The sequence below is a fragment of the Larkinella humicola genome, assembly GCF_008727875.1.
Taxonomy (GTDB): Bacteria; Bacteroidota; Bacteroidia; order Cytophagales; family Spirosomataceae; genus Larkinella; species Larkinella humicola.
On the sequence record NZ_VTWS01000010.1, the window covers coordinates 151,400 to 165,185 of the forward strand.

General features: G+C 54.8%; 10 protein-coding genes. 7 read left to right on the forward strand and 3 right to left on the reverse strand.

Annotated elements, in window-relative coordinates:
* The first annotated feature begins 36 nt into the window (after window positions 1-36).
* Both F0P93_RS28290 and F0P93_RS28295 read left to right on the forward strand, forming a co-directional pair.
* Window positions 37-891 (forward strand): MBL fold metallo-hydrolase, encoded by an 855-nt coding sequence (locus F0P93_RS28290; RefSeq protein WP_150881168.1) that lies wholly within the window; start codon window positions 37-39, stop codon window positions 889-891.
* Window positions 892-968: 77 nt separating this feature from the next.
* Complete coding sequence (locus F0P93_RS28295) at window positions 969-2,153, forward strand: FG-GAP repeat domain-containing protein (protein ID WP_150881169.1); 1,185 nt, start codon at window positions 969-971, stop codon at window positions 2,151-2,153.
* 203 nt (window positions 2,154-2,356) lie between these two features.
* On the opposite strand, the gene F0P93_RS28300 is transcribed toward F0P93_RS28295, so the two are convergent.
* Window positions 2,357-2,674 (reverse strand): hypothetical protein, encoded by a 318-nt coding sequence (locus tag F0P93_RS28300; protein ID WP_150881170.1) that lies wholly within the window; start codon window positions 2,672-2,674, stop codon window positions 2,357-2,359.
* Between the two features lie 133 nt (window positions 2,675-2,807).
* Between F0P93_RS28300 and arfB the strand changes: the two genes are divergently transcribed.
* Window positions 2,808-3,212, forward strand: a complete 405-nt coding sequence (gene arfB, locus F0P93_RS28305; protein WP_150881171.1) for an alternative ribosome rescue aminoacyl-tRNA hydrolase ArfB — start codon at window positions 2,808-2,810, stop codon at window positions 3,210-3,212.
* A 6-nt stretch (window positions 3,213-3,218) separates the two neighbouring features.
* Window positions 3,219-4,601, forward strand: a complete 1,383-nt coding sequence (locus F0P93_RS28310) for an FAD-binding oxidoreductase (RefSeq protein ID WP_150881172.1) — start codon at window positions 3,219-3,221, stop codon at window positions 4,599-4,601.
* Window positions 4,602-4,621: 20 nt separating this feature from the next.
* On the opposite strand, the gene F0P93_RS28315 is transcribed toward F0P93_RS28310, so the two are convergent.
* On the reverse strand, window positions 4,622-5,656 hold the full coding sequence (locus tag F0P93_RS28315; RefSeq protein ID WP_225309684.1) for a DUF3500 domain-containing protein: 1,035 nt from the start codon (window positions 5,654-5,656) through the stop codon (window positions 4,622-4,624).
* Between the two features lie 291 nt (window positions 5,657-5,947).
* On the opposite strand from F0P93_RS28315, the gene F0P93_RS28320 reads away from it, so the two are divergent.
* The 3 genes from F0P93_RS28320 (at window position 5,948) to F0P93_RS28330 (ending at window position 12,950) form a co-directional block, all read left to right on the forward strand.
* Window positions 5,948-10,867: a glycoside hydrolase family 44 protein gene (locus tag F0P93_RS28320; protein WP_150881173.1), complete on the forward strand. Its 4,920-nt coding sequence runs from the start codon at window positions 5,948-5,950 to the stop codon at window positions 10,865-10,867.
* Window positions 10,868-11,008: 141 nt separating this feature from the next.
* Window positions 11,009-12,211, forward strand: a complete 1,203-nt coding sequence (locus F0P93_RS28325; RefSeq protein WP_225309685.1) for a sensor histidine kinase — start codon at window positions 11,009-11,011, stop codon at window positions 12,209-12,211.
* The gene (locus F0P93_RS28330; protein ID WP_150881174.1) at window positions 12,183-12,950 is read left to right on the forward strand and encodes a LytR/AlgR family response regulator transcription factor; all 768 of its coding nucleotides are present in this window, start codon (window positions 12,183-12,185) and stop codon (window positions 12,948-12,950) included. Before F0P93_RS28325 ends, F0P93_RS28330 begins: the two co-directional genes overlap by 29 nt.
* 91 nt (window positions 12,951-13,041) lie before the next feature.
* Here F0P93_RS28330 and F0P93_RS28335 read toward each other — a convergent pair whose 3' ends face one another.
* On the reverse strand, window positions 13,042-13,740 hold the full coding sequence (locus F0P93_RS28335) for a 3-keto-disaccharide hydrolase (protein WP_150881175.1): 699 nt from the start codon (window positions 13,738-13,740) through the stop codon (window positions 13,042-13,044).
* Window positions 13,741-13,786 lie beyond the last annotated feature (46 nt).

A 13,786-nucleotide genomic window follows, 5' to 3' on the forward strand; every position in this document is an offset into this window, starting at 1 on the left:
GTTTTATGCGCGTAATTTTGATTGAAAACCCATTGTATGAACGATTTGATTGCTGCTTTTCAAAAAGACCAGACCTTTCTTTCGGATCTGAAAACCGCCCGTTCCCAACCCGATCACCTGCACTTCTGGTGGTTGGGGCAGAGCGGTTTTTTGCTGCAATGGCAGGGTCGACGGCTGTTGTTCGATCCATATTTATCCGATTCGCTGTCGGTTAAATACGCCCAAACCGACAAGCCGCACGTTCGGATGTCGGAACGGGTTGTTGATCCGGGGCTACTCACCGGGATCAATGTCGTTACGTCGAGTCATAACCATACTGATCATCTGGACGCGGAAACCTTGATCCCGTTGTTCAATGCCAATCCGGAAATTCAATTCGTCATTCCGGAAGCCAACCGGTTTTTTGTGGCCGATCGAACCAAACGCGATCCCGGTTTTCCCATCGGCCTGAACGACGGCGAAACCACTGAAGTGGCTGGTTTTACGTTTCACGGCGTTCCGGCGGCTCATAACAGTCTGGAGCGCGACGATCAGGGGCGTTGCAAATTCATGGGGTTTGTAGTGCAGGCCGGACCGTGGACGGTGTATCACAGCGGGGATACCCTTTGGTATGACGGGATGGTCGAAACGCTGAAACCGTTTCAAATCGATGTGGCCTTTCTGCCGATCAATGGCAACAAACCCGAACGGCGCGTGGCCGGAAACCTGAATCACGAAGAAGCTGCCCGCCTGGGAAAGGAAATCGGTGCCGGTCTGGTAATTCCGCATCATTACCACCTGTTTGAATTCAATACCGAAGACCCCGCCCAGTTTGTTCATGAAGCGGAACGACAGCAGACGCCCTATAAAGTGCTGCGATTGGGCGAGCGCTGGAGCGGAAAAAAGGAATAGGCCGGAACTGTTGATTATTGCCGGGTGAATGCCGAATATTGGAGAAAGGTCTATCTACGAACCTTGCCTTTCTTCCCATGAAAAAAATAGCTGCATTTTTTCTGCTTGCCGGGCCGCTCTACGCCCAAAATCCTACTTTCAAGATTCAGGTAGTTGATAATCAGATTGATATTGGCTATGGTCTGGCCATCGGTGACGTCGACGGCGACAAAAAACCGGATATTCTGATGGCCGACCAGAAAGAAATTGTCTGGTACCGAAACCCGGGAAAACCGTCCGACGCCTGGCAGCGGCACATCATGGCGCAGAATCTGACCCCGCAGGATAACGTCTGTATTGCCGCCCGCGACATCGACGGCGATGGCAAAGTGGAAGTGGCGGTCGGAGCGGGCTGGAACCCGTCCGAAACGAATGATTCCACCACATCCGGGGCGGTTTTTTACCTGATTCGCCCGAACGATCCGACCCAAATCTGGGAAGCTGTTCGGCTGCACCACGAAGTGACGACCCACCGGATGCGCTGGGCTAAAGTGGCACCAAACCGGTATCAATTGATTGTGGTGCCGCTGCACGGGCTGGGGAACAAAAATGGTGAGGGGCGGGGTGTGCGGATTCTGGGGTATGAAAAACCGAAAAATCCCCGCGATCCGTGGCGGATGCAACTGGTCGATTCAACGATGCACCTGACGCACAATTTCGAAATCTGGGAGGATGGTTCCGAAACCCGGATGCTGATTGGCAGTAAAGAAGGCGGAAAAACGGTGGCCTATCGCAGTGGAAAATGGACGCCGGTGGATCGCTGGATTGGTGCCGGAAACGGCATGGGGGAGGTGCGCCGGGGGGTTCAGACTGCCAAAATGCCGTTCGTGGCCGCCGTCGAACCCATGCACGGCAACAAGCTCGTGGTGTATAAAAACGGCCCGATTGCCGATGCGCCGGATAAGCTGATGTACGGTGTTCAGCAAACACTGACGGAGCAGTTGAGTCAGGGCCACGCGCTCGCTTGTGGTGACTTCCTGAAACTCGGCGTTGACCAGATTGCCGTCGGCTGGCGCAATCCCAATGCCGAAAAGAAAGTGGGTGTGCGGCTTTTTGTACCCGATAAAACACTGCATACCTGGCAGGAACACGTTCTGGACGATAGCGTGATGATGGCGGCCGAAGACCTGCAGGTCGCCGATTTGGATGGTGACGGCGATCTGGATCTGATTGCATCCGGTCGGGCTACGCTGAATTTGCTGATTTACTGGAATCAGCGTTAGGGATAGGGCGGGCGGTGCCAGTATACGAGGGGTTGGACCGGGGGGGCTACACCGGTGGCTGGCCACTGACCGGGGACCGGGGGTTCTACCCCCGGTTATCCATAAATAACCCGTTGGGTTTATCCGTAAGACTACCCAAACACCGAAGGTGTTGCACACGGATAACCGGGGGTAGAACCCCCGGTCCCCCGGTCAGTGGCTAGTCACGAAAGCTGAATGGCCAGGTTGCGCAAGGCCGCAGCAAGCGCTTCCAGTTGAGGAGGAAGTTCACCTTCAGGCCCCACTTGGGTTGCGAATTCGGTTGTATCGTCGGCAATTTCATTCAGGAGACGCTGGGTCGTAGCCTGATCAGGCGATTGAGTGGTCAGTGCGTCGCTTAGTTCCGACAATTTTTCACCCAGGGGCTGCGTATTTTCGTTCTGTTTCAGGATGTCGATCCATTTCTGAAGCAAGTTGGTGTCGGCCTGGCCGCCATCCACAGCAACGCCGTTGGTCAGGGTGTCGATCGTTGTGTCAAGCAATTCGCTTGTGTCGGGAAGGCTGTCTAAAAAATCGTTTTGGGGTTCCATTTTGCTCGAATGCTCTATCGTATTCCTGTAAACTGAACCGTTGGTATCGGGGATTGTTTGTAGCTTTGTCAAGTTTTTACAGAACATGGACCCAACCCGACTATACCCCGAATTACAGTTCCAGTTTGCCCGCAGTGGGGGCAAAGGCGGTCAGAATGTGAACAAGGTAGCAACAAAAGCGGAATTATACTTCGACATTCCCCACTCGGTGGTGTTGACGGAAGAAGAAAAAGCCGTTTTGCTCGAAAAACTCGTCAACAAAATCACGACCGAAGGCGTGTTGGTGCTCTACCACCAGACCGAACGAACCCAACTGGGCAACCGCGACAAGGTCACCGAGAAGTTCTACCAGTTGATCCGTAAGGCTTTTGAGAAAGAAAAGCCCCGAAAAGCCACCCGGCCGACGAAGGCATCGCGGGAAGAGAAACTGGTGGCGAAGAAAAAAAGGGGTGAGATCAAGGAACGTAGAAAGAAGGTTGATTTCGACTAAAACCGCATGGACGATCTGCTCAGACAAAGCGTTTCCACGGCACTACAGGCTCTTTTGGGTGACCGGGTAACGGACCAGCTGGAAATCCGGAAGCAACACGGGGCCGGGTTTAGTTACCACCCCTGCCAGCCACCGGATTGGGTGGTTTATCCTCAAACCACGGAAGAAATTGCCACGATCGTCCGACTTTGCCAGGAACATCAGCTTCCCATCATTCCGTTCGGAGCCGGAACCTCGTTGGAAGGTCACATTCTGGCACTGAAAGGGGGCGTCTGCGTCGATCTGCGGTTGATGAATCAAATTCTGGAAGTCGATACGGCCAATCGGTGCGCCACGGTCCAGGCGGGAGTGACTCGGAATCAACTGGATGCCTGGCTGGAAGGCAGCGGTTTCTTTTTTCCGATCGGCCCCGGCGTCAATGCCACGCTGGGTGGTATGGCCAGCACCCGGGCATCCGGGACGAATGCGGTTCGCTACGGGACCATGAAAGACAATGTGCTGTCGCTGAAAGTGGTATTGCCGGACGGCCAGGTGATCAAAACGGGGAGTAAGGCCCGGAAATCCTCGACCGGTTATGACCTCACCCGGCTCTACATCGGTTCGGAAGGAACCCTGGGGATTCTGGCAGAACTGACCCTGAAACTGCATAGCTACCCCGAGGCCATTTATGCGGCCGTTTGCTCCTTCCCGGATGTGAAAGCTGCGGTCAATACCGCCATCCAAACGGTTCAGGCCGGGGTGGCAATTGCTAAAATTGAGTTGCTGGATGCGCTGATGATGCAGGCCGTCAACCGGTATTCAGGTCTCGGTTATCCTGAAAAACCGACGTTATTTCTGGAATTTCACGGGTCACCGGCCGAAATCGAAGGGCAGATCCAGCGCGTACAGGCTTTTGCGAGTCGGTTTGGGGGGACTGATTTGATCTGGGAACAGGAAGAAACCGCCCGCCTGAAATTATGGCGGGCCCGGACGGATGCCGCCCCGGCCGCCCTGGCGATGGTGCCCGGTTCCAGTATGATGTCGACCGATGTATGCGTACCGATTTCGCGGCTGGCTCAGTGCATCGTCGATACGCAGGCTGATCTGGCCGAAACCGGACTTTTTGCCCCCATTCTCGGACACGTGGGCGACGGCAATTTTCACCTCACCATCCCCATCGATCCTGCAACTCCCGGCCAGTTTGAAAAAGCCAAAGCCCTGAACGAGCGGCTGGTGCATCGGGCGCTGGCGTTGGAAGGAACCTGTTCGGGGGAACACGGGATTGGCGTCGGAAAACTGGCGTATCTGGCTCAGGAACACGGCGAAGCCCTCGGCGTGATGCGGGCTATCAAACAGGCTCTCGACCCCAACAACCTCATGAACCCCGGAAAATTGCTGCCGCCCGCATAGCGGAACGCTGGTACGCTGTCTTATTTGTGCTGCGATTTGTAATGTTCTGCCAGCACATCCTCACCAAAATCGCTGGTTAAATCCCGCACCACAGTATGGGTGTGGTTCGCCTGATTCTGCGCATTGTCGTATTCAATGAGCAGCGTGGGGCCGTGAATGCGGTAATACTGGCCTTTGCCGGGACCAAAACCGGGTTGCCGGTCGCCCGCCCAAGCAAACACCAGTTTGTCCAGACCGATTTTTTTCAGCTTGTCCATCTGCTGATTTTTCAGCGTCACGTGGTAGTTGTTCAGGTAGGTATCCAGCAAGGTCAGAAAGGTTTTCTGCTGGCTTTCTGTCAGTTTCGGAAACGGAATGCCCTCCATTTTTTCGATGGATACTTTCCGAACGTTGGTGGAGAAAATTTCCTGCGGAGAGGTTTCGTTCAGGAGGGCCATCTTCAACTGATCGCTGTTCAGTGAATTCACCAGCGCCAGCCCCAATTCGGCTTCCTGTTTCAGAATTTGCTTGCCTTTTTGGGGCACATCGACCCGAACGATGTCCGGATTGCTGCCGAGGAACGTGGGCGTCATGCCCGATATTTTGCCCGTCAGCGACGAAAATTGCCACAATAAATGGTGTCCATTGAGCCGCCAACCCCAGGGTTCCTTGCTGTTGGGCTCGCCAAAGAACGTGAAAAAGTAGTTGACCGGATCGCGGTGGGTGTCGTTCGGCGGGCGGTTTTCCTGAACGCGCAGCACATTTTCCATGTCCATGATGGCCGTTGTCTTCTCATAGCCCTGCTCACTCATGGCCAGTTTCAGCAGCGCCATGGCGGCTTTCTGTTGTTCGGGCGTCATTTTTTTCATCGACAGCCCTTTGCGCGGAACCGGCGTATAATACCACACAAAACGCTCGTCATCATTGAACGGAAACATCGCCACTTTGCGCTGCTCTTCATCGAGGGTTTTCAGGAAAGAGGTCACGGCGGCTGCCATTTCCTTGCCGATGGGTTCGCGGGAAGGGGCCGTGAAGGCCAGCAAAAAACCGGTCAGGAGAATAAAGTACTTTTTCATGAAGGCTTAGGAATTTTGGGGGGAAGATACGGAATTTTACGGTTTATGGTGCTGTCTTTTGTTTTTCAGAACCGACCCAGTGAACCGGGGTCACATCCGTCCTTTTTTTCATCCGCTGCAAACCCCCGTTTGAATAATAGAAAGTCCAGTTCAGCCATTTCTGCTTAATCCAGGGCTTCTAGATTCTGTATTTTGTCTGATAAATAACCGGATCAATCCTTTTTTGACCCTTTGTCCGGACGTTCAGTATAACAACAAAACAAGTCCACTATTCACTTATCATCTACCACCGTGCCACAACCTGTAAACAACACCCGGTTTCGGAGCTTCCGACTTCCGAAATGGCGGTTTTTCCGGAGGTCTTCCCTGTTAAGCCTAATGCTCATTCTGTTGAGTCGCTACGCCTACAGCCAGATCCAGGTCAGCTTCAACATCAATCCACAAAACTCCCGCAAGCCGATCAGCCCGCTGATTTACGGCACCAACGATCAGTATCCTTATGCGACCGCCAAACGGCTGGGCGGCAACCGCATTACGAACTACAACTGGGAAAACAATGCGTCGAACGCCGGTTTCGACTGGTTTCACGAAAGCGATAATTACGTCCCCGGACAGCAAAATGTGCCTGAAAATCAGTACGATGTTCCGGGAGCCGCCCTGTCGACATTCCACCAGCGGTCGCTGAACCAGAACGCCTACTCGCTGGTGACGCTTCCCATGGCGAAATACGTGACGAAGGATAAAAACGGGGCGGTTACGCCGGAGCAGGCGGCTCCGTCGAGCCGTTGGGCGGCTGTCAACTACCGCAAACCCAGTCCGTTCACCTTGCTGCCGGATGTCAACGATGGCGAGGTGTACGTGGACGAGGAACTGAATTACCTGCAACATCACTTTGGCCGGAGCAACACCGCGCGGGGTGTTCGGGGCTATGCGCTGGACAACGAACCGGGCTTGTGGGCCAGCTCCCACAGCCGGATGTGGGGCACAACGCCGGTCAGCGTTCGCTACCTGATGGACAACTCCTTTGCACTGGCCCAGCGCATCAAGGAAATGGACCCCACGGCCGAAGTTTTTGGCCCCGCGTCGTTTGGGATCTCGGAGTTTGAAAACCTGCAATTTGCGCCTGACTGGGACCAGGAAAAGGGCAATTATCCCATTTTTCTGGATCTGTACCTGGGGAAGATGCGGGAAAAAGAACAACAGGGCGGAAAGCGGTTGCTCGACGTGCTGGACGTACACTGGTATCCGGAACGGCGAAATGACGGCCTTCGTCCGACCGACAACCGGACCGACTACGCCAACAATGCCGCCCGCATGGCCATGACCCGTTCGTTGTGGGACCCGACGTATAGTGAGGGGACGTTCGTGAGCGATGATCCGGTCAAACGGCAACTGTTTTTGCCCTTTTTGCCCAAAATGCACCAGCACATCGGGCAGTATTATCCGGGAACGAAACTGGCCATTACCGAATACAGCTACATGGGTCTGACGCATGCTTCCGGCGGAATTGCCCAGGCCGACGCGCTGGGAATCTTTGGCAAGCAGGGCGTTTACCTGGCTACCTACTGGGGTGGCGTCGTGGATTTTATCAAATCGGGGTTTGACCTGTACCGGAACTACGACGGGCAGGGTGGTCATTTTGGCGATACTTCGGTGGAATCAAGTACGGTTGATCTGGTCAATACCTCGGTTTTTGCGTCCATCAACGGCAGTGACGATTCGAAACTGCACGTCGTGGCCCTCAGCAAAAACCAGGATGGTCCCATAACCGCCACGTTTACCATCGGCGGCAGCCGACAATACAAAAGTGCGACGGTTTGGGCGTTCGACAATTCCAGCCCGGTGCTGAAACAGTTGAAAAGCGTTCGAACCATCAACAACAATACCTTCCAATACGTCCTGCCAGCGCTGACAGCCTGCCATTTCGTTTTGTCGGAAGAAAACATTGCCATTTATCCCGACATCACCGAAACGACGATCAATCCGTCGGCGGGCTATTCCGACGGGACGGCAACGTTTGAGCTGACGGCCAAAGTAGCCGACGGCGACAACGACCTTGCCGGTGTAACGGCCGATCTGAGTCCGCTGGGCGGGGGTGCTGCCGTAGCGTTTACGGCCAGTGCGACGGCAGCGGGGTTGTATCGCCTGTCGGTTCAGGTGCCCGCCGGAACCGCGGCCGGATCGAAATCCATTAAAATTACTGCGAAAGATGCCGCCAATCACACGGCCGAAGCCGCCGTTTCATACCGGGTTATCAAGCGAACGGCGGAAACCGTGATCTGGGATGGCGACGAAATCAAGCGGGGCACCGGGGGTTCTTACTACGATCCGAGTGATACGCAGGCGCGAAATGCAAAAATAGAACGGCGCGAAACCGGTGGCCAGCACCAGCCGGGTAGTCTGTTCATGCACTTCGAACACGCCAATAACCGCTACAACACGATGACCTGGCGGCTTTCCGACAACGACAACCCCGCCGACGCCCGGGACATCCGGGATTTCGGAGCCCTGGAGTTCTACCTCAAATCCAATGCGCCCGAAAATTCCGATATCGAAGTAAGTCTGCGGGACGCTACGGCGCAACTGCACACCTCCAACACCGTGTGGTTGAAGCAGGGCGGCTACCTCGGTTCGCTGAATTCCAGTGGCTACACGCGGGTTAAAATTCCGCTGTCGGCCTTCACGACCGACTCGCCAATTGATCTCGGACAGATCTGGCAGTTGAATTTTAACTGCAACACGGCCCAGAAACCGTTCGATGTCTGGATTGACGACGTGCGGGTACTGCCGTATTCCAACCCGGTTTTGCAACCTGTTATCCGCGAAACGGGCGTTACGCCGACCGCCGGATACGCCGATGGAAAAACGACCGTTACGATTTTTGCCCAGGTAGACGATCCGGACAACAACCTGCGGACGGTAACCGTCGATCTGGCTCCGCTGGGGCTTGCCAATAAACAGGCCATGACGCTCGAAAATGGCCGTTATGCGGCTACGGTAACGGTTCCGACGGGTGTTGTCAAAGGCGCGAAGCAACTCAACATTGCGGCTGTGGATGCTGAGGGGAACTCCGGCGATGCGTCCGTTCAGTTCACGGTGAATGAACCAGCCAGCTCCGTGGTTCTTTGGGATGGCGATGTGGTGAATACCGGAAAACCTACCACGCTCAACGCGGTGACGACCTGCGTGGTCGATGAAGCCAACGGCAACAAGGCTCCCAAAAGCATGAAAATGCACTTCGATATGGCCGACAACGGTTTTGCCGCGATGGTCTGGGACTGGAACGAAAACACCAACGACGAAGCCATCAAAGACTTGAGCACCAAGGGTTACCTAACGTTTTACGTGAAAGTCAGCAATCCCGGAGAAAACTTCGATTTTCAGGTGTTTCTGAAAGATCGTTCTGCCGCAAGCACCTCACCCGTACCAGTGCGCGGAGGGGGGTATGTGACTACTTTCTCCGGTGATTACCAGCGGGTTCGGGTTCCGATGAGCGCGCTGCTGGCGGGTGATAAAATTGATACGAAACAGGTGACGCGGATCGGTTTTCTGTCGACCGGACTGGACAAGGCCTACGATTTCTGGGTCGATGACATCGAAGCGGGGGGCAGCAATGTCGCTGATGTCAAACTGACGACGCAAAATGCGGCCTGCGGTTCTACCGGAGCCATCCGGGTGGTTTCCATCAACGGCAGCGAAGCGGTTTCGAACTATTCATTTTACCTGAACAACGTGGTCAATCCGGCCGGGGAGCATGTGGCGGTTTTCAGCAATCTGGCCCCCGGAAAATACGATTTGCGGATCGAGGGGAACGACGGTTTTCTGTATTACGAAAATGTGCCCGTTGGTGGGGGCACCAATCCGCTGTCGGCTGCCATTGTGCAGAACCAGACGATGCTGGATTTAACCGTTTTGGGCGGCAGCGGTTCCTACAGCTATCGTTGGTCGAATGGCGGCACGACGGAAGATTTGACCAACATAACGCCCGGGACGTATCGCGTCACGGTGACTGATCAGGTGAGCGGTTGTACCATCGAAGCATCCATAATCGCAACAGGCGGAACCGCTAGCGCGGACTTCGTGGTGACCGACGCGACGTGTAAACCCAATGGCCGGATCGAGGTACAAAATCTTACAGGCTCGGGAGGTAACACGAAGTATGCCATCAATGGAAAACCGAATCCGGCGGGGGCCGACCAGCCGGTTTTCAGCGATCTGGCTGCGGGCGATTACGAGATTGTCATTACGGGCGACGGCGATTTTCGGTTTGCCAAAACCGTTTCCGTGCAGGACAAGGGTGAAAAACCGGTCGTTCAGGCGGAGGTCAGTATCGAAAATGAAAAAGCGTACATCAATCTGAATGTTACCGGTGGCAGCGGAATTTACATCTACAAATGGTCGGAAGGGTCGGAATCCCAAAATCTGTGGGAAGTTCTCGACGGAACGTACCAGGTGAAGGTGACCGATGCGGCTACGGGCTGTAGCGCCACAGCGTCCTACACCATCGTCATTCCCGGAATCGAACTGACGTCTGAGAACCCCAGTTGTGCGCCCAATGGCAAAATCCGGGTAACCGCCGTGAAGGGTTCGGGTGGTAACAATAGGTACTTCATCAACGGCGAGCCGAATCCGGCCGGGATCAACAATCCCGAATTTGGGGGGCTGGTGCCGGGGACCTTTCGCATCAAATTGGAAGGCGACGGCGGTTTTCAGATTGAAAAAGAGGTGACGCTGGAAGGGTCCGGTTCGGCACCAGACGTCACGGCCAACGTCAGCTACCTGAACGGCAAGGGTTATATCAACCTGAACGTTACGGGCGGAAGTGGCATCTATACGTACGACTGGTCCAATGGCGCCACCACCCTGAACATCTGGGAAGTTCCGGCGGGGACGTACTCCGTGGTGGTCACCGACCTCGTCAGCCAATGCAAAACCACCTATTCGGCGACGTTGAGTGACGCCAGTGAAAGTATTATGATTTACCCCAACCCGGCTGTGGGGCAGGAACAGGTGCTGGTTCGCTATAATTTCGTAGATACCCAGGTTCGGAAAGTAATGCTGAAAGATCACGTTGGCGTGGTGGTGTATACCGCCGATGTGGCCGAACATGCCACGGAAATAACCGTGCCGGTTCGGAATCTGCGGAGTGGTACGTATCTGGTGATTCTGGAAGGGAAATCGCTGATAACGAAGCACTTGATTGTTCAGTAGTGCAGGTGTTCTACCCGGTTTTACACGGCAGTCCGCGCGGGCTGCCGTGTATTTGTTTGGAAGAAAGGGAGGAGTGGAAGAAAAATTGCTTTGTCATTGGAGAGAGTCGCCGGAACCCGATTATCGTCGTTCTGTTCACACATGAAATCCGCCATCGATCGCTTGTTGCAGACTTCGGGTCTGCCGCTGACCGTCCGCCAGTTCTGGTGGTACAGTTTTTTCTATTGGAGTTTTTTTTCGCTGATCTGGTATGGTCAGGCCATTATGGTCTGGCTGCTCACGCCCAACGCCCGGCTGTATTTCACCGATACGCTCTACTGGCTCATCGAGTTATTGTACTGGTGGGGTGCAACGCCCCTGGTCATTTTCTGCGCCCAGCGGTTTTCGCTCCTCAAAACCCAGCGCGCCAGCCGGTTTGTCACCCAGGTGCTGACGCACCTGCTGATTGCTGCGGTGTTGTATGGGGTGGAACTGGTGGTGGAACACCTGCTGCTGGGAGCCGCCATTGCCCACGAGCAGGGGAAGGCGATCACTGTCCGGCGGGTGATGACGGTTTTTTTTCTGAGTTTTGGCAACGCCTTTGCCCAGTACATGCTGCTGGTGGTTTGTTATAATGTGTTGACGCACGTCTACCAACTGCAATCGCTGAAACAGCAACATTTGCAGGCCGAACTGGTCAACGAACAGCTCAAGAGCCAGTTGGCCAATGCGCAGTTGCAGGCGTTGAAAATGCAGTTAAATCCTCATTTTCTGTTCAATACGCTTCATACGGTGGTCAGTTTAATGTTGCGAAACCAGACCCGCCGGGCCGCCCTGATGGTGACCACGCTGAGCGACCTGCTCCGGAGTGTGCTGGTTCGTCAGCAGGCCAACTTCATTTCGGTGCGCGACGAGATGACCCTGACCCGGCAGTACCTGTCGATCCAGCAAATTCGCTTCGAAGACCGTTTGATGGTCGACTACGAGATTGCGCCCGAAGCGGAAGAATGCCTGCTGCCGCAGTTGATTCTGCAACCCATCGTCGAAAACGCCATCACCCACGGCATTGCCGACCTCACCGAAGGCGCGCTAATTCGCATCACGGCGCAACGGCTTGGCGAAACCGTCGTGATTCAGGTGTTCGACAATGGGTTGGGTCAGGAACAACTGCACGATACGTCCGGGATGGGTTTGGGCCTGTCCAACACCCTTTCGCGGCTGGAAAAAGCTTACGGCGAACAGGCGACGATGCAGTTCGATCAGCCACCGGGGGGCACCACCACCGTCAGCCTGCGGATTCCTTGCCAGTGTTCCTTGTTAACTTCAACGGTATCCCATGAATCCGTATCACACGCTCATCATTGACGACGAACTGGCGGCCCGTGAGGTGATCCGGACGTTGCTGGCCGACACGCCCCTGCTCCGGGTGGTCGACGAAGCGGCCAATGGTCTGGAAGCGGTGCAGAAAATTCTGCTTCACCGCCCGCACCTGATTTTTCTCGACATTCAGATGCCCCGGCTCGACGGCTTCAGCGTGCTGCGGAAAGTCTGGCCCGATCACCAGCCAACGGTGGTGTTCACGACGGCCTACGATCAGTATGCCCTCCAGGCTTTCGAAGTCAACGCCATCGATTATTTGCTCAAGCCTTTTGACGAAATTCGATTCGGGCAGGCGCTGGGCCGGGCCATCGAGCGGCTCAACAACCAGAACCAGCCCAAAATTGAGGCCCTGCTGGCCCAATTGCTCAGTGCGCATACGCCCGCACCCCCGCGCGAGTACCTGTCGCGGGTGCTGGTGAAGGAGCAGGGCCGGATGTATTTCGTGAATCTGAACGATGTGCAGTATCTGGATGCGGATGGTAATTACATCACCCTGCACACCGCCACCGGCAAACACATCGTGTACGACAGCCTGACGAAGCTCGAAACCCGGCTCGATCCAAACCAGTTTGTGCGGATGCACCGCTCACACATTGTCAATCTGGCCTACGTTCAGGAAGTGGAAACCCATTTCAACGGCGATTACATCGTTCACCTCAAGCTGGGGCAGACGCTGAAATGGACCCGCAATTACCGGGATAAAATTCAGGCGTTTCTGGGGTAAATGCCCTTTTGGTGTAATAAAAAACGGGTCGTTGCCGGGGCAGTTTCAAAAACCGTCCCGGCAACGACCCGTTAACCAAATCTTCTAAATTCTACAATTCCCGAATCCGGATGTTTTTATACCAGACCACCTCTTTCGGGCTGTGGTTTTGCAGCGCGATTTTGCCTTTGGTATGGGCTTTGGCGTAATTCCAGTCTTTGAACTTGCTGCCGGCCACCATCTTCTGCCATTCGTCCCCGCCGTAGTGGTATTCCACCACTTTCTTGCCGTTCAGGTAATGCTCGACGTGGTTGTTGTTCACCACAATCCGGCCTTTGTTCCACTGACCGGCGGGTTTGTTGATGGTCAAGTCACTGGGTGCGATCATGTCGTAGTTGGCACCGGTCAACTGGCTGCCTTTCAGCTTGGCACCGTCGCCCAACTGGTAGCCGGTATCGTCGATCACCTGGTATTCGGGGCCGGACCAGTACGTGGCCTTGTTCGCCGGATCTTCGATCACTTTGTAAACCACTCCGCTGTTGCTTTTGGGTGGCAGTTTGAACTCAAATTCCAGCTCGAAGTTCTCGTATTCCTTGTCCGTCACGAGGTCACCGCCGGTGCCGTCGGGCGTCAAGGTTCCGTCTTCGATGTTCCAGCCAATGGCCTTGTCTTTCAGGTAACTGTGCCAGCCTTTCGTGGATTTTCCGTCGAACAGCGACACCCATTTGCCGGGTTTTGAGCCAGCATTCGAAAGGCTCATGAGGGTAATGACGCCCGCCAGCAGGGCCAGGGCAAAGGTTGCTTTTTTCATGGTTTTGTAGGGTTGTGGTTTGCGGTTTTCAGTATACGGTTTTCGG